Here is a 19,677-nt window from a genome sequence, read left to right as displayed (position 1 = left end):
TAGCCGCGCTTTACGTTACCTCTCCTTGATCCGCCGACAGCCGACAACCGACAACCGACAACCGCCCGTGTCCCGCAAAAAGAACAGCCGCCAGTGGGCTCGCCTGCGCATCCTGTGCTACGCGGGACTGGACCTGATGACGATCGTCCAGGACGCGTTCGCGCTGGTGCGCGAACTCATTCCGAATGCCTGCGCCGAGCTGGCGCTGCGCGTCGAGCCGGCCGAGGCGTCGCCGCTGGCCGCGCACGAAGCGTCGTACGTGCCGGTGCTGCCGCCGCCGAGCGGCTATGCGTTCCGCGACCACGCCGGCTTTACGGTGCCGACCACGCCCGCGCTGGATACGCTGCAGGCGCCGCTTTCGAACGCCGGCCAGCGGCTGGGCGAGATCACGCTGTGGCGCCACGACGGGCCGCCGTTCGACCGGCACGACGAGGAAGACCTGCAACGCGTGGCGACGTATTTCGAGCACGTGCTGCGCAACGCGCCCGAGCTGGCGGCCGGCAGCGCCGGCGTCGTCGAGGACGAGGCCATGCTGCTGGCCACCGTCGACGGCCAGATCCTGTACCTGAGCGATTCGGCCGGCGCGCTGCTCGACCAGTTGGCGGCGCAGGAACGCCAGGTCTTCGACCGCCGCACCTTGCCCCCGTTCTGCCTGCGCCTCGTGGAATCCGTGGCGCACGGCGACCGCTATCCGTGGCTGCTGCCGCTCGGCACGCTGGCGATGGCGGGCGGCGTGCTGGAGGCGCGCGCCCAGTGGATGAGCGCCGGCGGCGCGGCCGCGCTGCATGCCGAGGATCCGGCGTACATCCGCACGGTCGGCATCTTCATGAAGTTCGTCGTGCCGCTGCCGCTGCGCATCTGGCGCGCGCTCGGCTCCGTCGAGCTGTCGCCGCAACAGGCGGAGGTGGCGTTCTGGATGGGGGTGGGCGGCGGCCGCGAATCGGCGCGCGCCAACATGGAAGTCAGCGACGCCGTGCTGCGCGATTGCGTGAAGGCGGTCTACGAAAAATTCGGCTGCTCGTCCGAGGCTGGGCTGCTGGAACAGCTGCGCCCGTCCGTCTCGCGCATGTAGCGGCAGCGCTCAGCGGAACCGCAGCACGTCGGCCGACACCGTCGTCCCCGTCAGCGGCAGCAGCGGCGGCAAGCCGGCCGGGCGCGGCGGCAGGTCGCGTTCGGGCAGGCCGGGGATGCGCTCCTGGATGTACACGAGGAAGCCGGGATCGCCCCAGAAGTCGAGCGCGAAGCGCATCTCGGCATCCTCCATGCCGTGCAGGGTAAGGTGCCAGCTGAAGCAATCGTGGTCCGTCAGCAGCCGGCCGTCGACGGCGGTGCGGTGCGGACACGCCCCCTCCACGCGCATGACGATGTCGGCGGCGCGGTTCTTCGAACGCAGGCGGAATTCCACGTGGCGCCGGGCCGGGCTCCGCTCGTCCTTGTCGATGACGAGGTCGGGCCAGGCGACGTCGTCGTCGCGCGGCGCCGCCGCATACCACACGGGATCGGCATCGGGCCCGAACAGATAGGGCATGACATACGGGTGCAGCGTGTGGGGAAAGACCTGCCGCGTCCAGGCGTCGAGCGGCACTGGCGGGTACAGCCAGAACGCCTGCCAGCTCGGCGTGTCCTTGTAGTACACGAGGCGGTTCGGCACGGGCAGTTGCGGCACCTGCGGAACGGCCGCATAGGCCATGCCGAGCGACACGCCGGCGCCGAGCAGCAGCGGCCGCACGAGCCAGCGCGGCGCCAGCAGGTCGAGCGCCATGCCGCACATCCCCGCCAGCAGGCAGACGAGCGCCGACGGCAGCACCAGCCAGGCGGGCGAAAAGAACGCGAGGCTCGCGTGCACGGCCGGCAGCACCAGGACGACGGCCGGCAGCGCGCCGCAGACGGCCACGAAGGCCCGCCGCGCGCGCGTCCACGCGCGCGCATGCGCGAGCGCGAGCCACGCGGCCTGCGCGGCCAGCAGCGGCCAGGCCAGCACATAGCTGGCGCCGGGGGCGTGCGCGCATACCGCGACGAGGGCGATATCGCCGGCGAGCAGCACCCCCAGCGCCGTCGTCGCCACGCCGAGCCGCTGTTGCTGGCGCCGCTGCAGGGCGACGAAGACGGCGGCCGGCAGCAGCATGAAGGCCAGCAGCTGCCAGTTCGCGCCGCTGTCTTGCACGAGCACCGCCGCCGGATAGCGCGCCTGCAGCGCGGGCAGCGCTTCGCGGCACAGGTAGGCGCCGAAGGTCGCCGCCACGGCCATGAACACGCAGCTGAACATGGCGTCCGCGATGTCGGTGCTGGACACGCCGTTGCGCACGCCGGCGCGGCACGCGAGGGCGCCCAGCGCGCACGCCAGCGCCGCCAGCGGCCAGATCAGAAGGTAATCGTAGTGGACCATGCCGGCGAGCGGCAACGGAAAAAAGACCTGGCCGCGCGGGCTCGACGGCGGCGGCAGGCGCGCGTTGCCGAAGCGGCGCAGCAGCGCCAGCATCGTGTCGCCTTCGTGCCGCAGGCTGGCGCCGGATACGCGTTGCGGCAGGTCGTGCACGCCCTCGTAGCCGAGGGCGCCCTGAGTCGTCGCGAAATGCAGCACGGGGAAGCCGGCAACCTCCAGCGGCGCCGCGCCCGCGCTTTGCGGCAGGCGGTCGTACAACTCGGCCATGAACGACGAACCGTGCGGCGACGGCGCGGCATGTGTCCAGGCGTCGACCGCGAAGCCGTCCGCGTGCGCCGCGCCGATCAATTCCAGGGGGCCGCGATTGCCGGCGTTGTCGAAGCGCAGCGCGACGCGCACGCGCTTGGCCCACGCGTGCGACTGCATGAAGGCGCGCGCGCCCATCGCGTGGACGGCGTCGGCGTCCGTGAACACGAACAGGATGTCGTTGTCGAGCGGCGGCCCGGCCTGCAGCACGCGCATGGCGTCCAGCAGCGCGGCGGCGGAGGCGGCGCCGTCGGCCGCGCCCGGCGTCGTCGCGCCGGAATCGTAATGGGCCATGGCCAGCACGGCCGGCCGCGCCGCGCCGCCGCCCAGCGTGCCCGGCTTGCGCACGACGATGTTGCGCGCCGTCGCCACCGTGATCTGCGCGTGGGACATCCAGTCCCAGGACGTCGCGGACACGGTGTCGACCTGCACGTGCGGTTTCAGCCCGATCGCGCGGATGCGTGCCAGCAGGTAGTCGCGCGCGCGGGCGTTGGCGGCGCTGCCGGCCGGACGCGGCGCCTGCGCGAGGGCCTCCACGTGCGCCTGCGCGCGCGCGGCGCTGTAGCCCGGCAGGAAAGGCCCGGTCGGCACGGGGGCCGCACGGGGCTGCAGCGCGAGCCAGGCGAGGAGCAGCGCCAGGCCGCAGGCCGCGTAGACGGCCAATAATGGTGCGTGTCGCATGGCGCACGTCTCCCTTATTCTTATGGTGTTGTGCAAAAAAAAGCCCGCCGGAGGGCGGGCAAGAGGGGCAATGGATTAGTCGAGCTTCCAGACGAAGGCCAGTTTCGCCCAGCCGGCTTCCGCCACGCCGTTGTTCGTGGCGGGCTTGAATTTGCACAGGCTCAGGGCGTTGATGGCGGCGCGGTCCAGGTCGCGCGAGCCGCTCGAGTGCTCGACGCGCGACGAACTCACGCGGCCGTCGGCGCCCACCAGCAGGGCCAGCGTCGTCGTGCCCGTGTCGCCGCGGCGCGCGGCCGCGGCCGGGTAGTCGGGCAAGGTGCAGCCGTTGGCGTCCGCGAACACCGCCGTGCGCATCTGGCCGGTGTTGGCGCTGGGCGTGGCCGGCGCCGCGGGCGCGATCTCGGCCGGCATGGCCGGGAACGGGGACGAGTCCGGCTCGGTGGTCGCCTGGACGGGCGCCGGTTGCGGCGGCGGGGCGACGTCCACCTCGACCTTCGGCACCACGATGTCCGGCGGCGCCAGTTGCGGCGCCGGGTGCGGCGGCTCGGGCGGCGGCGGTGGCGGCGTCGGGCGCTCCGGTTCGATCATGACGAGCACCTGTTCAGGCAGGCTGGACAGGGAAATCGTCTTCGTGTTGATGCTGTGGATAAACACCGCGCCGATGGCGACGTGCAGGGCGGCGACGAGGGTGAATTTCGCGGTCTTGCCGTCGGGGCGGCTGCCGCTCGAGAGACTCGTGAATTGCATGGCCATCCTCCTTCTTGTTGTTGCCGGACGTAAATCGGAGTGAAGCGGAAAATCCAACGGACGGAATCAATATATGCCACGTCCTAGCAATCGGTAAAGCTATTTCGTAGCAAAACGTAATTCTCCTTGATTGCCGAGGCCGTCTTGACGTGTGGGAAAATGCTCGCAAGTCGCCTCGCGCCCGGTGCTGTTGTGTGGAATAATCGACTCCGTGCTTTCGCTTGAAAGCAGAAGTAGCCTGGAGAATCGAACGTGCAGAAAGAGCAAAAGCCGATCCGCGTGATGCTGGCGGACGACCACCCGATCGTGATGACCGGGTTCGCGATGTCCTTGTCGGCGCAGGGAATGGAAGTGGTGGGCCAGGCCAAGAGCCCGAGCGAGGCGGTCGCGATGTATGCGGAATTCCGGCCGGACGTGGTGGTGCTCGACATCCGCTTCGGCACCGAGCTGACGGGGATGGACGCCGCGCAGAACATCCTCAGGAACGACCCGAAGGCGAAGATCGTGTTCCTCAGCCAGTTCGACCAGGACAGCCTGATCAAGGAAACCTACCGCCTGGGCGCGCACGCCTTCGTCACCAAGGATTGTGATCCGGCCGACCTGGCCGACGCCGTGCGCCACGCGCACGCGGGCAAGCTGTACTTCCTGCCGCAGATCGCGGAGCGCCTGGCCAGCCTGGCCGTGCGCGGCGACGTGTCGCCGCAATCGCAGCTGGACGAGCGCAGCCTGGAAATCTTCAAGCTGATGGCCGAGGGCCTGACGAACATGGAGATTGCCGAGCGCCTCAACCTGTCGACCAAGACCATCAGCAACATCAGCCAGGCCGTGAAGGAGAAGCTCGGCGTGCACCGGCAGGCGTACATCACCAAGCTCGCCGTCAAGCATGGCTTGATCGAGCCCTGACCGGATGGTGTAGCGTGTTCCGGATACTCAGCCGCGCGGTCTGCGGCGTCATCGCTGCCGCGGCGATCCTGTCGGCCTCCGCCGCCCACGCCACCGCCACGCACGACATCAAGCCCGAGCCCGTGCAAGGCTTCCGCTACGAGATCGTCCCGACGGACGACAGCGCCATCACGCGCCGCATCGTCGAGGACCTGGTGCGCCGCCTCGTGCCCGTGTTCGCCGTGTTCCGCACGGAGCTGGCCCAGCACCGGCGCATGCTGTACGTGACGATCGGCCCGACCGCACTGCGCGAGGTCGCGCAGCGCCACTGCGACTGCGTCGTGATCTCCACGTTCACGTCGAGCCAGGTCGTGCGCTCCATCCTCGCCACCCTGCCGCCGGCGCGCGCGGCAATGTTCACGGCCGTGTATGCGGAGCCGGCGCCGGTCGACCAGCTGCGCCTCGTGGGCCTGCTGTACCGCCGTCCCGTGCGCGTGGCCGCCATCCTCGGCCCGGACACCGCGTTCCTCAAGCCGCTGCTGGAGGGCGAACAGGTGAACGTGCTGGAGGCGGCCCCGGACGAGAGCATCAACCGCCTGCTGGACAAGATCGGCCAGTCCGACGTGTTGCTGGCGCTGCCCGACAGCGCCGTCTACAACACGGAGAACTTCCGCAACATCCTGCTCTCGACCTACCGCCACAAGCAGGGCGTGATCGGCTTTTCGGCCGACATGGTCAAGGTGGGCGCGCTGGCGACCACGTATTCCGAGGTCGAGGACATCAATACCCAGGTGGCCGAGATGGTCGCCGGCTACGTCGCGGGCGGCGAGCTGCCGCCGGCCCAGTTCCCGCGCTACTTCCACACCATCGTCAACGAGGGCGTCGCGCGCTCGCTCGACGTCGAGGTGCCCGACACCGCGCGCAACTTCGCCCGGCCCGCGCCGAGGCACCGGCCATGAAGCGGCCCGCCGCCCTGCGCGCCGCCTCGGTGCGCGCCGCCGCGCTCCGGTCCGCGAAGCCGCGCCCCGCGACGCTGCGGCCCGGCGCACTGCAGTTCTGGCGCGGCTGGAGCATCGGCCTGCGCATGGCCTTCATCACCATGCTGCCGGTGACCCTGTTGTTCACGTCCTTCGTCTGGTATTCCTGGTATGCGCACCGCGCCCAGGTGGACGAGGAACTGGCGGACCGCGGCAACATCCTGGCGCGCGCGCTCGCCGAGACCAGCGAGTACAACGTCATCTCGGGCAACCTGTCGGACCTGCGCACGACCATCGATGGCCTCGTGCAGTCGGACAGCAGCGTGTACCGCATCGAGGTCGTCGACATGAACGGCGAGATCCCCGTCACCGTCACGTCCACGCACCCGATCGAGGCGGAGGAGCGCTCGTTCGAGGCGAAGATCGTCAAGCAGGTCGTGTGGATCAACCTGTTCTCGGACAACGGCGCGCCGCACGTCTCCGCGTCCAGCGATACGCGCCCGCCGACCATGACGACCGAGGTCGTGGGGCTGGTGCGGGTGACGATGTCGCCCACGAACATGCTGGCCAAGCAGCTGCACCGCTTCCGCGTCGAGGTGGCGATGGCCGCGCTGGCGCTGGCCGCCAGCGGCGCGCTCGCGTACATCCTCGCGCGCAGTCTGACCGTGCCGCTGCGCGAGGCGATTTCCGTGCTGCGGCGTATCCGCGGCGGCAACTACCGCGTGCAGCTGCCCGTCACGACGGGCGGCGAGGTGGGCGAGCTGCAGGCGTCGATCGGCGAGATGTCGGTGGCGCTGGACCAGTCCAAGCAGGACCTGGAAAACAAGGTGGCCGAGCGCACGCGCGACCTGCTCGCCTCGCGCAACGAGGCGCTGCGCGCCGACGCCGACAAGCGCAAGCTGATCCAGAAGGTCAACAGCATCATCGAGGACGAGCGGAAATCCATCGCGGTCGAGATCCACGACGAGTTGAATGCGTCCCTGATCGCCGTGCGCCTGGAATCGCAGACGATTCAGCAACTGGCCGCCAAGGCCACGCCGGGCGAGGAGATCGACCAGATCCGTGCCAAGGCCCAGGCCATCACCAAGCTGGCGCTGGACCTGTACGCCAACGGTCGCCGCCTCGTGCGCCGCCTGCGGCCCGAAGTGCTGGACATGCTCGGCCTGCACGGCGCCGTCGAGGAGATGGTCAGCCACTACCGCAGCAGCTCCGGCGTGCATTTCGAGTTCGAATCGCAGGGCGATTTCTCGAAGATCGGCAACGAGCTCGCGATCTCCGCCTACCGTATCGTGCAGGAAGCGCTGTCGAACATCATGAAGCACTCGCAGGCCGGCTTCGCGCGCGTGGGTCTCACGCTGTCCGACGAGGATGGCGCCTTGCACATCGAGGTGCAGGACGACGGCGAAGGCTTCGATCCGGCCGTGGCGTCGGAAGGCATCGGCATCATCGGCATGCGCGAGCGCGTGTTCGCCCTCGGCGGCAGTATCCACGTGCAGTCGCGTCCCGGCGAGGGCACGCTCGTCGCCATCACCCTGCCCCTGAACGACGTGGCGACTGCCTGAGAGAAGAGATCTGGGGTAGAGTAGCGACCTCAGTCTTCTACTTGCTGGCACAACCACATCATGTTCAACGCACTGCAGACGCCTTTCGAGAAGGGCAACCAGAATCAGACCACGACCTGGTCCGATTGCATCGACTGGTACGAACACCTCGCGCACCAATACCCCCGGGTGCTGCGCTTTTCCGTGGTCGGGACCTCCGACGCGGGCGTGCCGATCCACGCCGGCGTGATTTCCGCCGACGGCGTGTTCGACCGCGCGCAGATCAAGGCCGCGCAACGGCCCGTCTTCTTCAACAACAACGGCATCCATCCGGGCGAACCGGAAGGCGTCGACGCGTGCATGGCGCTCGTGCGCGATTTCTGCCGGCAGCCGGACCGCCTGGCCGCGCTGGGAAAAACCGTGTTCCTGTTCGTCCCGCTGTACAACGTGGACGGCGCCTTCAACCGCGCCAATACGTCGCGCGTGAACCAGGACGGGCCGGAGCAATTCGGCTTTCGCGGCAACAGCCGCCACCTCGACCTGAACCGCGATTTCGTCAAGTGCGACACGCTGACGGCGCAGACGTTCAACAAGCTGTTCACGGAATGGGATCCGGACGTGATGGTCGACACGCACACGTCCAACGGCGCCGACTACAGTTACACGATGACCTTGATCCCGACCCAGGCCGACAAGCTGGGCGGAGAGCTCGGCGCGTTTCTGCGCGATACCATGCTGCCCGCGATGTACGCGGAGATGGACAAGCGAGGCTGGCCCATGTGCCCGTACGTGAATCCGGTCAAGGACAGCCCGGATGACGGCATCGCCGACTTCCTCGAGACGGCGCGCTTCTCCACCGGCTACGCGGCGCTGCACGACACGATCGGCTTCATGCCCGAGACGCACATGCTCAAATCGTTCGCCGACCGCTATCACTCGATGCGCGCGCTCGTCGAGACCGCGCTCGACTTCACTATCGCCAACGGCGACAGGATCGTGCAGATGCGCCGTGCGACGCGCGCGGCCGGCCGCACGCGCCGCGAATGGCCCGTGCACTGGGCGATGGACGAAGCGAATCCGTCCACGTTCCGCTTCAAGGGCTATGCCGCGAAGTACAAGGCCAGCGTGCTGGGCGACTACCAGCGCCTGTACTACGACCGCAACGAGCCGTTCGAGCGCGACATCGCGCACTACGACCGCTTCCCGGCCGATATCACCGTGCCCGCGCCCAAGGCGTACGTCGTGCCGCAGCAGTGGCGCGAAGCGATCGAGCGCCTGCGCTGGAACGGCGTCAAGCTGGAGCGCGTCGACGCCGAGCGCATGCAGGAAGTGTCCGCGTACCGCATCGTGTCCGTGACGACGCGCCCGCATGCGTACGAAGGCCATATGTTCCACGACGACGTGCAGCTGGAGCGCGTGCGCGCCACCGTCACGATCCGCGCCGGCGACTACCTCGTCCCGCTCGACCAGGACCAGGCCCGCTATGCCGTCGAGACGCTGGAGCCGCAGGCCCACGACAGCTTTTTCCGCTGGGGCTTCTTCAACAGCGTACTGGAAAAGAAGGAAGCGTATTCGGATTATGTGTTCGAGGACGAGGCCGAGCGCCTGCTGGCCGCCGAGCCGGCACTGGCGGCGAAGTTCGGCGCCTGGAAGGCCGCGAACCCGGACCTGCTGAAGGACCAGGGGGCGGTGCTCGACTTCATCTTCGCGAATTGTGCGCGCTGGCGCGAGCCGGAGTGGCGCCGTTATCCGGTCTTCATGATCGATTGATTGACTTGGGGGAGCAAAAAAAATGAACTATAAGATCGCCGCCGCGCTCGCACTGCTGGGCGCCGCATCGGCGGCAACCGCCGCGCCAGGCACGGGCCAGACTTATTTCGCGCAGAACTGCGCCAGCTGCCACACGGCCGACGCGGGCATGGGCTCGCGCGCGGGCCCGCCGCTGTTCAACGTCGTCGGCCGCAAGGCCGGGTCGGCGCCGGGCTACAACTACACGGACGCGCTGGCGCGGGCCGGCGCCGCCGGCAAGACGTGGACGCGCGCGGAGCTCGACGTCTTCCTGCGCGATCCGGCGCAGGACGTGCCGGGCACCGCGATGCCGGTCGCCATCGCGGACGCGAAGCAGCGCGCCGCCGTGATCGACTATCTCGCCGCGCAGAGCGGCAAGCCGGCCGCGGCGAAAACCGCCGCCGCCGCGGCCGGTGCGCGCACCGGCGCATGGACCGACGACAAGCCGGGCGACGTGCACCACATCACCGTCGACCAGCTCGTCGCGCCGTTCGCCAGCGAAAGCGCGGGCAACGGGCCCAAGCTCGCGAAGCGTCCGGACGGCGCGCTGCCGGCCGTCGTCAAGGGCTTCAAGGTGAACGTGCTGGCGCAGACCGGCACGGCGCGTTACGCGTTGCGCGCGCCGAACGGCGACATCATCCTGGCCGACTCCGGCAAGGGCGAAGTCCGCATCCTGCGCCTGTCCGCCGGCGGTGACTCGGTCGTGTCGGATAGCGTGTTCGCCACCGGCCTGTCGCGTCCCTATGGCCTCGCATTCTGGCCGGCGGCGCATCCGACCCACCTGTACGTGGCGAACGCGAGCTCCGTCGTGCGCTTTCCGTACGCGGCGGGCGACCTGAAAGCGAAGGGCAAACCCGAGACGATCGTCGAGAAGCTCGTCGACGGCGTGGGCAACCACATCACGCGCACGCTCGCGTTCTCGCAGGACGGCAAGACCTTGTTCGTCTCCGTCGGCTCGGCCACCAACGTCGCGCTGGGCATCGGCAGCAAGCCGCCGAAGCCGCTGGCGCAGTGGGAGGCGGAGCACGGCCTGGGCGCCGCGTGGGGCGAAGAGACCGACCGCGCCACCGTGCTCGCGTTCGACCCCGACGGCCAGCACCGCCGCAACTACGCCAACGGCCTGCGCAACTGCGTGGGCATGTTCGTGCATCCGGACACGGGCGACCTGTATTGCGGCGTCAACGAGCGCGACGAACTGGGCGACAACCTGCCGCCCGACTATGTCACGCGCGTCAAGCGCGGCGGCTTCTATGGCTGGCCGTGGTACTACCTGGGCGCGCACGAAGACCCGCGCCTGAAAGGCATCCGCCCCGACCTGAAGGACAGGATCACCGTGCCCGACACGCTGCTCCAGGCGCACTCCGCGCCGCTGGGCATGACGGTGTACCACGCCCCGGCGGGCGCCAGGCACGCGTTCCCGAAGGAGTACGACGGCGACATCTTCCTGGCGCTGCACGGCTCGTGGAACCGCGGCATCCGCACCGGCTACAAGGTCGTGCGCGTGATGATGAAGAACGGCGCGCCGACCGGCGAGTATCAGGACTTCATGACCGGCATGGTGCTGTCCGACCGCGACGTGTGGGGCCGCCCGGCCGCGGTGACGGTGGCGGCCGACGGCGCGCTGCTGGTCGTGGACGATGGCGGCGGCGTGCTGTGGCGGATCGTGCCGGCGCAGTGAGCGGATAAGAAGCGGATAAGAAAACCTTAAGCGGGCTTCCGGATCATGGTCGTCAGTTGACCGATTTCCGATCCGGAGGCAAGCATGAACGATTCGACTCTTCCCCGCGGCGCCGGCAAGGTCCTGGTCTGGGACGTGCCGGTCCGCGTGTTCCACTGGCTGCTGGCGGGCAGCTTTGCCGGCGCCTGGCTGACGGCCGGGCACGAGCGCTGGATGCTGTTGCACGCCACGCTCGGCTGCACCGTGCTGGCGCTGGCCGTCCTGCGCGTCGCGTGGGGTTTCCTCGGCACGCGCCACGCCCGCTTTGCCGCGTTCTTGCGCGGACCCGGCGAGATTGTCCGCTATCTCGGCGGCCTCGTACGCGGCAAGCCGCGCCATTACGTCGGCCACAATCCGGCCGGCGCGCTGGCGATCGTGGCGCTGCTGGCGCTGGCCGTGACGGCCGCCGCGACCGGCCTGGCGACCTACACCCTCGGCGAGGCCTACGAGGACGTGCACGAGGTCCTGGCGAACCTGATGCTGGGCCTGGTCGGACTGCACGTGGCGGCCGTCGTCGTGTCGAGCCGGCTGCACCGCGAGAACCTCGCCGCCGCCATGGTCACGGGGCGCAAGCGCGGCGCGCGCGCCGACGGCATCCCGCGTGGCCTGCGCCTCCCCGGCGTGCTGCTGCTGGCGGCCGTGCTCGGGTTCTGGGGCTGGCAATTGACCCATCCGTCCGGCGGCCTGGGCGCCATCGCGACGGCCGAAGCGCACCGCGACCATGGCGACGATGGCGGCCATGGCGACGACGGTGACGACTGACGCGCCGCGTGGGAGAATGGGCGCATGCATATCCTCCTTGCGGAAGACGATCCCCTGCTCGGCGACGGCCTGCGCGCCGGGCTGCGCCAGCTCGGTTTCCAGGTCGACTGGGTGCAGAGCGGCGACGCCGCCGAGCGCGAACTGCGCGCGCAGGAATACGCGGCGGCCGTGCTCGACCTCGGCCTGCCGCGCAAGGACGGCATGGACGTGCTGGCGACGGTGCGCGCCGCCGGACTGAAGACGCCCGTGCTCGTGCTGACCGCGCGCGACGCCGTGCCGGACCGCATCCGCGGCCTCGACGCGGGCGCCGACGACTACGTGGTCAAGCCGATCGACCTGCACGAACTGGCCGCGCGCCTGCGCGCCCTCGTGCGACGCGCGCACGGGCAGCCGCGCGACCGCCTGCGCGCGGGCGACGTCGAACTCGACCCCGCCGCGCGCACCGTGAGCAAGGGCGGCACGGCCGTGCCGCTGTCGACGCGCGAATTCGACCTGCTGCACGCCCTGATGCTCAACGCGAACCGGGTCATGACGCGCGAGCAACTCGAACAGCATTTATACAGCTGGGGGCGGGAAGTGGAGAGCAATACCGTCGAGGTGCACGTCCATAACCTGCGGCGCAAGCTGGGGAGTGCGCTGATCCAGACGATCCGCGGCGTCGGCTATGTGCTGCCGGATCCCGCCGCGCCATGAGCCGCGCGGCGCCATCGCTGCAGGTGCGCCTGCTCGGCCTGATGTTCGGCGTGCTCGCCGCGCTGTGGGCCGCCACGCTCGCGCTGACCTTGTCGGATACGCGCCACGAGCTCGGCGAGCTGCTCGACGCGCACCTCGCGCAGTCGGCGTCGTTGTTGCTGGTCCAGGACGCCGACGCCGACGGGGATCTCGAGGCGCCCGACGCGCCGATCCTCCATCGCTACGCACCGCGCGTCGCGTTCCAGGTCTGGCGCGACGGGCGGCTGGTGCTGCGTTCCGCGAATGCGCCCGCGCTGCCGTTCGGTCCCGTCGCGCGGCGCGACGGCTTTACGTTCGTCGACGTGCCGGGTGCGCGCTGGCGTGTGTTCGCCGCCTGGGATCCCGCGCGCCGGCGCCAGGTGTACGTCGGCGAGCGCGTGGGGGCGCGCGACGAGATCCTGCGCGCGGTCCTGCGCGGCGTGTCGTGGCCGCTGGCGCTCGCGCTGCCCGTGCTGGGACTGGCGACGTGGTGGACCGTGCGGCGCGGCCTCGCGCCCTTGCGCCGCCTGGGCCGCACGCTGGCGGCGCGCCGTCCGGACGCGCTGGAACCCGTGGCGGTCGACGGCATGTTCGCGGAAATGCTGCCGCTGGCCGCGTCGCTCAACGACCTGCTCGGTCGCATCGCCGACCTGCTGGCGAACGAGCGGCGCTTCACGGCCGACGCGGCGCACGAATTGCGCACGCCGGTGGCAGCCATCCGCATGCAGGCGCAGGTGGCGCGGGCGGCGGCGGACGACGCGTCGCGCGCGCATGCGCTGGACGGCCTGCTGGCCGGCTGCGACCGCGCCGCGCGCCTGATCGACCAGTTGCTGACGCTCGCGCGCGTCGAGTCCGCGCAGGCGCCGGAGATGGCCGACGTCGAACTGGCCGGCCTGGTGCGCGGCGTGATGGCCGAGCTGGCGCCGGCCGCGCTGGCGAAGGGCCAGCAGCTCGAGCTGGACGCGCCGGCGCCGTGCGTGGTGCGCGGGAATGCGCTGCTGCTGGCCGTCCTGGTCCGCAATCTTGTCGACAACGCCGTGCGCTATGCGCCGCGCGAGGCGGCGATCGGCGTGCGCGTGCACCGGGAGCGGGACGGGGTCGTGCTGGATGTCGAGGACGGCGGGCCGGGCCTGGCCGATGCCGAACTGGCGCGGCTGGGCGAGCGCTTTTATCGCGTGCCGGGAAGCGCGGCCCCCGGCAGCGGGCTCGGATGGTCGATCGTGCGGCGCATCGCCGCCGCCCACGGCGCACGCGTGGACGTGCGCCGGTCGGCCAGCCTGGGCGGGCTGGCCGTAACGGTCACGTTCGCATAGGCGACGCCGTTATTTGCTTTCGGCGATCCAGCGATCCACCTTCTTTTCCAGCAGCGCCAGCGGCAGCGTGCCTTCGCCCAGCACGATCGCGTGGAATTTCGGCAGGCTGAATTTGGGGCCGAGCGCCTTTTCGGCACGTGCGCGCAATTCCTGGATCTTGAGGGCGCCGATCTTGTAGCCCAGCGCCTGCGCCGGCCACGCCATGTAGCGCTCGGTCGCGTTGCGCGCGTCCGCTTCCGAATAGCCCAGCGTCTCGCGCATGTACTGGATCGACTGCTCGCGCGTCCAGCCCTTCGCGTGCATGCCGGTGTCGACGACGAGGCGCACGGCGCGCAGCATTTCGTCGTTCAGGTGGCCGAACCAGTCTTCCGGCTTGTCGTACAGGCCCATCTCGGTGCCCAGCGTCTCGGCGTACAGCGCCCAGCCTTCGGTGAAGGCGTTGTTGCCGCCGAACTTGCGGAAGTTGGGCAGGCCCATCTCCTGCATCAGCGCGATGTGGAAATGGTGGCCCGGCTGGCCCTCGTGCAGGAACAGCGTGACCATGCCGGGGCTGCCGTATTGCGTGGGGTCGTTCACGACGGACCAGAACACGCCCGGACGCGAGCCGTCCGCGGCCGGCGGCGTGTAGTGGTCGGAGGCCGTCGCGCGCGACAGTTCCGGCTCCAGGCGCAGGTCGAGCGGGGTCTTCGGACGCAGCGAGAACAGCGCCGGCAGCTTGGTCTGCAGCTTCGCGTTCAGCTTGCGGTAGACGTCGATGATCTCGCCCTCGGTCTTGAACGGCTTGTACTTCGCCTGTTGCGAGACCCACGTCGGCAGGCCGGCCGCCGGGCCGTTGTAGCCCATCTTCGGACCGATGCGGGCGTACTCTCCCTGGATGCGCGCGACTTCCCTGAGGCCGATCTGGTGGATCTGCTCCGGGGTCAGGTCGGTCGTCGTCTGGCTCGCGACGCGCGCGAGATACCAGTCCATGCCGTTCGGCAGGGCGCTCCAGCCGGCGCTCGTGCGGCAGGCCGGCAGGTAGTCGCGTTCGAGGAAGTCCGCCAGGCGCTTGAGCGCGGGATTCAGTTGATGGTCGATCGTGCTGCGATACGCGTCCGCCAGCTTCTTCCTGTCCGCGTCCGAGAACGCCGCCGGGAAGTTCTTCACGGGCGTGTAATAGATGCTGTCCTCGGCCTTGTCCGCCACCAGGTGCTTGAACTGGGGCAGGGCGGATTCCATGATCGCCTTCGGCTGCACGACGCCGCGCTTCATCCCTTCGCGCATGTTGGCGATGGCCTGGTCGATCCATGGGCCGAGCTGGTTCAGGCGGCTCAGGTAGGCCTGGTAATCCTTCACGGTGACGAGCGACTGCGCCTGCTGGCCGCTGCTGTAGTTCGCGAGCGTGACGGGCAGGGCGTCCATCTGGTTCAGCGGCAGCAGGTGCTCGGGGAACGCCTCGAAGCGCAGCGCGGTCTTCAGTTCGTAGTCGAGTATGTCGTAGCTCGTCTGGTCGCGCTGGGCGAGGCCGTCGCGGCGGATCGCGTGCAGGCGTTTCAGATAGCCCTTGTACAGCGCGAACTGGTGCGCGCGGTTCTTGGGCGAGATCGACATGCCGATCTGGTCGGCGAAGCGGTTGTCGCCGCTCTCGCCGGCGGAGACGGGATCGAAGCGCGCCTGCGCGTCCCAGTATTCGTCGGCCAGTCGGTTCAGCTTTTTCGATTCGGCCGTGGCGGAGGCGTTCGTGGCGCCGGCGGTGGCCGTGGGCTTGGCCGTGTTGTCGGCGCTGGCCGGCGCGCAAGCGATGAGGCAGGCGGCGGCGATGGTGCCCAGTGTCAGGATCGGTTTCATGTGTGTAAGTCTGCTTGGTGGAGATGAATGAAGCGGCGCCAAGGATAACCCTTGCGCCGCCTCCGGCACAGTCTTTACGGGCGCTTCTTGGAGCCTATTCCAGTAGGGTGGGGTGATTGATGCCGGGGGCATCAATCACGTGCCCACCATGCGTTACTGCGGCGCATACGTTTGGTGGGCGGAGGCCGCCCACCCTACGAAGGTTCTTAATAACTGGCCAGCGGCGCCAATTGGCCGCCCTTGAAGGTGTAGACCGTGACGGCCGTCTTCTTCAGGTTGCCGTTCGCGTCGTAGCCGTAGGTGCCGCCCACGCCCTGGTACGTCATCGTGTGCAGCTGCTTGCCGACGGCGGCGGCATCCGTCGTGTGCGCGGCCTGCATGGCTTTGGCGATGAACATCGTCTGGTCGTAGAACGTGGGCGCGTACACGTCCGGGTCGTGCTGGAAGCGCTGCTTGTAGCGGGCCTTGAACGCGGCGCCGCCGGCCTGCTTGTCGAGCATCGCGCCGGCCTGCGCGCACAACACGTTCGCGCCGACCGCATCAAAGCCCAGCTTGGCCATCTCCGGGCTGCACAGCGTGTCGCCGCCCAGCAGGCGCACGTTGGCCATCCCCAGCTGCTTCATCTGGCGCGCCATCGGGGCGCCCTGCGGCGCATAGCCGCCGAAGAAGATGGCGTCAACCTTCTTCGCTCGGAACGCGGTGAGGATGGCGGAAAAGTCGCTCGCCTTGTCGTTGGTGAATTCTCGGCCGGCGACGGCGACGCCAGCGGCGCGCGCCCGCTTGGTGAATTCGTCGGCGATGCCCTGGCCGAACGCGGTGCGGTCGTCGATCACGCCGACCGTCTTGATGTGCAATGCCTTGGCGGCGTACGAGGCCATCGACGCGCCCACCTGCGCATCGCTGGCGACCATGCGGAACACGGTCGGGTAGCGCGCCTGGGTGATCTTGGGGCTGGTGCCCACGGTCGACATCAGGATGCCGGCGTCGTTGTAGACGCGCGACGCGGGGATCGCGACGCCCGAGTTGTACGGGCCGAGCACGAACTTGACGCCGGCGTCGGCGAATTTCTGCGCGACGCTCACGCCCGCTTTCGGATCGCCCTGGTCGTCCTCGGACATCAGCTCGAACTTGAGCGTCTTGCCGCCCACCTTGAGTTTTTGCGCGTTGAGTTCTTCGACCGCGAGGCGCACGCCGTTCTCGTCATCCTTGCCGGCGAAGGCGTTGGCGCCCGACAGCGGGCCGCTCACGCCGATGCGCACGACCTGGTCCTGGGCGAGCGCAGAGGTCCCGGACGCCAGCAGGATCGCCGCCAGCGCCACGGTTTTCATCGTTGATGCCATTGATATGTCTCCGTTGTTGTGCAACGGTCGCCATCATCGCACGATCGCGCGGACGTGAAAACAGGTCAGGCCGGCAGCCCGTGCGAGATCAGGTCCAGCGGCAGCGCGGTCGTGCACTTGATCTGTTCCATCGAGAACGCGGAGGAGACGCCGGCCAGCTGGGCCGTCTTGATCAGCTTCTTGTAGAAGCGGTCGTAGCCGCCGATGTCGGTCGTGACGACCTTGAGCAGGTAATCGACGTCGCCGCTCATGCGGTGGAATTCCAGGACTTCGGGCAGCGCGACGACGGCGGAGGCGAAGCGTTCCAGCCATTTTTCGTCGTGCTCGTTGGTGCGCACGCTGACGAATACCGTCACGGGCAGGCCGACCTTGTGGCGATTGACGATGCTGACCCGGCTTTCGATGTATCCCTCTTCTTCCAGGCGCTTGACCCGCTTCCAGCATGGGGTACTGGACAGGCCGACCTTTTCGCTCAGGCCGGAAATCGACAGGGTGGCGTCCGCCTGCAAAGCCGCGAGAATCGCGCAGTCGTATTTGTCGAGTGAATTCATCTTGTCCATGTCGCGGTATCTAGAATGTTCGTTCTTCAGCCCAGGAAAAATCAAAGATTCTTTAGTACGTCATTTTCGGCACCAAACCGTAACATATTACTCAACAATCGCGCTGATGGCGCATTTATTTTTGGACTTTTAGCAATTATTTCATGGCTCCCGACATCTACCTCGACGCAAACGCCACTTCGCCGGTCCTTCCTGCCGCCATCGCCGCCGCGGTCGAGGCGATGGAGACCCAGTTCGGCAATCCGAGCAGCAGCCACGCCACCGGCCTGCGCGCCAAACGCATCCTCGATACGACCCGCGCGCGGGCCCGCCGCGTGCTCGGCGCCGGCCCGGGACGGGTGCTGTTCACGAGCGGCGCCACGGAAGGCATCCAGACCGCGGTGCTGTCCGCGCTCGTCGCCGTGCGCGAACGCCGCGCGGCGGGCGAGGCCTGCGGCGACCTGCTGGTGTACGGGGCCACCGAACACAAGGCCGTGTCGGAAAGCCTCGCGCACTGGAACCGCCTGCTCGGCACCGGCCTGACCTTGCAGCCGCTGCCCGTCGACGCCGCGGGACGCCACCGCCTGGACGTGCTGCGCGAGCTGGCGCCGCGCGCCGCCATGGTCTGCACGATGGCGGCCAACAACGAGACCGGCGCGATCTCGGACCTCGACGGCATCGCGCGCGTGCTGCGCGAGTGCGCACCGAAAGCGTACTGGATGGTCGACTGCGTGCAGGCGCTGGGCAAGCTGCCGCTCGACCTGGCGAACACGCGCATCGACTACGCGCCGTTCTCCGGTCACAAGCTGCATGCGCCGAAAGGCATCGGCATCCTGTACGTGCGCGACGGCGCGCCCTACACGCCGTTGATGATCGGCGGCGGCCAGGAAGGCGGGCAGCGCTCCGGCACCGAGAACATGGCCGGCATCGCCGCCCTCGGCGCCGTGCTGGCCGCGCTGGAAGAGGGCACCACGTTCCGCGGCCACGGCGAACTGGCGGCGCTGCGCGACCGGCTGGCGGCCGCCCTGCGCGAGGCGTTCCCCGCCATCGTCTTCAACGCGCCGTTCGAACACACCTTGCCGACCACCTTGAATTTTTCCGTGCCCGGCGTGTCCGGCAAGGACTTGCTCGACCTGTTCGACGCGGCCGGCGTGCGCGTCAGCGCGGGGTCGGCGTGTTCGGCGGCGAAGGCCGCGCCCAGCTACGTGCTGGACGCGATGGGTCTGCCGCCGGTCCGCAGCGGCAACGCCGTGCGTTTGTCGATCGGGCCGCTGGCGGATGCCGCCTTCGTCGCCGCCGCCTGCGCGCGCATCCGCCGCTGCGGCGAAGCCCTGCGCGCGCCGTTCCTGGCGGACGGCAATCCGGGCGTCATGCAGGTCAGCGCCGACGGGCGGCATGGCTGGATCGTGTTCGATGCGCAGCGCTGCGTCGCGATCGATGCGCCGCCCGAGCAGCGCGGGCGCATCGCCGCGCTCGCGCGCGACGCGGGCTTGAACCTGCTGGATGCCGACGCGGCGGACGACGGCACCGTCGCGCTGGACGACGGCAGTCATGCGCCGTGCATGAAAATCGGCGGCGCCGTGCTGGCCCGCCTCCCGGACGGCTACCTGCTGGGCGCTGCGGATGCCGGCCGCTTGCCGCGCACGGCCGTGCGCCACGTGTTCGGCGCCATCGTTGCGGCGCGCCTGGCGCGCGTCGCGCACGACGGCGCCGTGCGGTGCCACCGCGCCGACGTGGACGGCCTTCCCTGCGCGACGCTGGCCGCGCGCAAACACGACGGCGACGCGGCCGGGCAGCTGCAGCCGGACGCGCTGGAGGCATTCCTGCGCCGCCACGAGGACGCGCTGCTCGTCGACGTGCGCGAGGCCTTCGAAGCGGCGGCCGGCCCGATGGCATTGCATGGCCGCGCCGCGCGCAACGTGCCGTTGTCGCGCCTCGCGGAGCACGTGGCGGCGTGGTTGTCCGAGCCGGCACGGCCGGTCGTGTTCGTGTGCCGCGGCGGCAACCGCAGCGCGAAGGCCGCGCTGTGCCTGCGCCGGGCGGGACACACGCAGGCGTGGACGGTCGCGGGGGGACTCGCGCTGGCCTGACCTACCGATCGTCAACTGTGTACGGTAGCGCACAGTTCCAGAACACGTGATCTCTTAGCATGGTGACAGCCGT

Annotated in this window: 15 protein-coding genes; 10 read left to right on the top strand and 5 right to left on the bottom strand. The window is 69.3% G+C overall.

From position 1 onward, the window contains the following. Positions 1 to 67: 67 nt before the first annotated feature. Positions 68 to 1,072 carry a hypothetical protein gene (locus ISF28_RS15100; protein WP_198117993.1) on the top strand — a complete coding sequence of 335 codons (1,005 nt, stop codon included), beginning with the start codon at positions 68 to 70 and terminating at the stop codon, positions 1,070 to 1,072. A gap of 9 nt (positions 1,073 to 1,081) precedes the next feature. Here ISF28_RS15100 and ISF28_RS15095 read toward each other — a convergent pair whose 3' ends face one another. Next, positions 1,082 to 3,370, bottom strand: a complete 2,289-nt coding sequence (locus ISF28_RS15095; protein ID WP_198117992.1) for a M28 family peptidase — start codon at positions 3,368 to 3,370, stop codon at positions 1,082 to 1,084. 75 nt (positions 3,371 to 3,445) lie between these two features. Beyond that, positions 3,446 to 4,117: an energy transducer TonB gene (locus ISF28_RS30910; protein ID WP_198117991.1), complete on the bottom strand. Its 672-nt coding sequence runs from the start codon at positions 4,115 to 4,117 to the stop codon at positions 3,446 to 3,448. 252 nt (positions 4,118 to 4,369) lie between these two features. Here ISF28_RS30910 and ISF28_RS15085 point away from each other — a divergent pair, with 252 nt between their 5' ends. From ISF28_RS15085 to ISF28_RS15050, 8 genes are all read left to right on the top strand, one after another. Further along, positions 4,370 to 5,020: a response regulator gene (locus ISF28_RS15085; RefSeq protein WP_370663438.1), complete on the top strand. Its 651-nt coding sequence runs from the start codon at positions 4,370 to 4,372 to the stop codon at positions 5,018 to 5,020. A 14-nt stretch (positions 5,021 to 5,034) separates the two neighbouring features. After that, entirely contained in the window at positions 5,035 to 5,958 is a 924-nt protein-coding gene (locus tag ISF28_RS15080) for a hypothetical protein (protein ID WP_198117990.1), read from the top strand. Beyond that, a complete protein-coding gene (locus ISF28_RS15075; RefSeq protein ID WP_198117989.1) occupies positions 5,955 to 7,538 on the top strand; it encodes a sensor histidine kinase in 1,584 nt (527 codons plus the stop codon). Before ISF28_RS15080 ends, ISF28_RS15075 begins: the two co-directional genes overlap by 4 nt. A gap of 60 nt (positions 7,539 to 7,598) precedes the next feature. Further along, the gene (locus ISF28_RS15070) at positions 7,599 to 9,287 is read left to right on the top strand and encodes a M14 family zinc carboxypeptidase (RefSeq protein ID WP_198117988.1); all 1,689 of its coding nucleotides are present in this window, start codon (positions 7,599 to 7,601) and stop codon (positions 9,285 to 9,287) included. A 22-nt stretch (positions 9,288 to 9,309) separates the two neighbouring features. Next, entirely contained in the window at positions 9,310 to 10,983 is a 1,674-nt protein-coding gene (locus ISF28_RS15065) for a PQQ-dependent sugar dehydrogenase (protein WP_198117987.1), read from the top strand. A gap of 84 nt (positions 10,984 to 11,067) precedes the next feature. Beyond that, entirely contained in the window at positions 11,068 to 11,784 is a 717-nt protein-coding gene (locus ISF28_RS15060; RefSeq protein WP_198117986.1) for a cytochrome b/b6 domain-containing protein, read from the top strand. 24 nt (positions 11,785 to 11,808) lie between these two features. Beyond that, on the top strand, positions 11,809 to 12,477 hold the full coding sequence (locus ISF28_RS15055; protein WP_198117985.1) for a response regulator transcription factor: 669 nt from the start codon (positions 11,809 to 11,811) through the stop codon (positions 12,475 to 12,477). Beyond that, on the top strand, positions 12,474 to 13,808 hold the full coding sequence (locus ISF28_RS15050) for an ATP-binding protein (protein WP_198117984.1): 1,335 nt from the start codon (positions 12,474 to 12,476) through the stop codon (positions 13,806 to 13,808). The genes ISF28_RS15055 and ISF28_RS15050 overlap by 4 nt, the downstream gene beginning before the upstream one ends. 9 nt (positions 13,809 to 13,817) lie before the next feature. Here ISF28_RS15050 and ISF28_RS15045 read toward each other — a convergent pair whose 3' ends face one another. From ISF28_RS15045 to ISF28_RS15035, 3 genes are all read right to left on the bottom strand, one after another. Next, complete coding sequence (locus tag ISF28_RS15045; protein WP_198117983.1) at positions 13,818 to 15,635, bottom strand: DUF885 domain-containing protein; 1,818 nt, start codon at positions 15,633 to 15,635, stop codon at positions 13,818 to 13,820. A 206-nt stretch (positions 15,636 to 15,841) separates the two neighbouring features. Continuing rightward, the gene (locus ISF28_RS15040) at positions 15,842 to 16,975 is read right to left on the bottom strand and encodes a branched-chain amino acid ABC transporter substrate-binding protein (RefSeq protein WP_198117982.1); all 1,134 of its coding nucleotides are present in this window, start codon (positions 16,973 to 16,975) and stop codon (positions 15,842 to 15,844) included. A 65-nt stretch (positions 16,976 to 17,040) separates the two neighbouring features. Next, positions 17,041 to 17,526: an Lrp/AsnC family transcriptional regulator gene (locus ISF28_RS15035; protein WP_198117981.1), complete on the bottom strand. Its 486-nt coding sequence runs from the start codon at positions 17,524 to 17,526 to the stop codon at positions 17,041 to 17,043. Between the two features lie 152 nt (positions 17,527 to 17,678). Between ISF28_RS15035 and ISF28_RS15030 the strand changes: the two genes are divergently transcribed. Continuing rightward, entirely contained in the window at positions 17,679 to 19,604 is a 1,926-nt protein-coding gene (locus ISF28_RS15030) for an aminotransferase class V-fold PLP-dependent enzyme (protein ID WP_198117980.1), read from the top strand. The last annotated feature ends 73 nt before the right edge of the window (positions 19,605 to 19,677 follow it).

Source organism: Massilia rhizosphaerae (assembly GCF_016093545.1).
GTDB lineage: Bacteria > Pseudomonadota > Gammaproteobacteria > Burkholderiales > Burkholderiaceae_D > Telluria > Telluria rhizosphaerae.
Note: the sequence above shows the minus strand (reverse complement) of the source record. Positions and strands in the feature narration are given on the sequence as shown.

What these genes read in the sequence shown, in the direction of transcription:
- ISF28_RS15095 (WP_198117992.1), bottom strand. Translation starts at nt 3,370, where the DNA reads ATGCGACACGCACCATTATTGGCCGTCTACGCGGCCTGCGGCCTGGCG.
- ISF28_RS15060 (WP_198117986.1), top strand. Translation starts at nt 11,068, where the DNA reads ATGAACGATTCGACTCTTCCCCGCGGCGCCGGCAAGGTCCTGGTCTGG.
- ISF28_RS15055 (WP_198117985.1), top strand. Translation starts at nt 11,809, where the DNA reads ATGCATATCCTCCTTGCGGAAGACGATCCCCTGCTCGGCGACGGCCTG.
- ISF28_RS15045 (WP_198117983.1), bottom strand. Translation starts at nt 15,635, where the DNA reads ATGAAACCGATCCTGACACTGGGCACCATCGCCGCCGCCTGCCTCATC.
- ISF28_RS30910 (WP_198117991.1), bottom strand. Translation starts at nt 4,117, where the DNA reads ATGCAATTCACGAGTCTCTCGAGCGGCAGCCGCCCCGACGGCAAGACC.
- ISF28_RS15030 (WP_198117980.1), top strand. Translation starts at nt 17,679, where the DNA reads ATGGCTCCCGACATCTACCTCGACGCAAACGCCACTTCGCCGGTCCTT.
- ISF28_RS15075 (WP_198117989.1), top strand. Translation starts at nt 5,955, where the DNA reads ATGAAGCGGCCCGCCGCCCTGCGCGCCGCCTCGGTGCGCGCCGCCGCG.
- ISF28_RS15065 (WP_198117987.1), top strand. Translation starts at nt 9,310, where the DNA reads ATGAACTATAAGATCGCCGCCGCGCTCGCACTGCTGGGCGCCGCATCG.
- ISF28_RS15040 (WP_198117982.1), bottom strand. Translation starts at nt 16,975, where the DNA reads ATGGCATCAACGATGAAAACCGTGGCGCTGGCGGCGATCCTGCTGGCG.
- ISF28_RS15035 (WP_198117981.1), bottom strand. Translation starts at nt 17,526, where the DNA reads ATGAATTCACTCGACAAATACGACTGCGCGATTCTCGCGGCTTTGCAG.
- ISF28_RS15050 (WP_198117984.1), top strand. Translation starts at nt 12,474, where the DNA reads ATGAGCCGCGCGGCGCCATCGCTGCAGGTGCGCCTGCTCGGCCTGATG.
- ISF28_RS15070 (WP_198117988.1), top strand. Translation starts at nt 7,599, where the DNA reads ATGTTCAACGCACTGCAGACGCCTTTCGAGAAGGGCAACCAGAATCAG.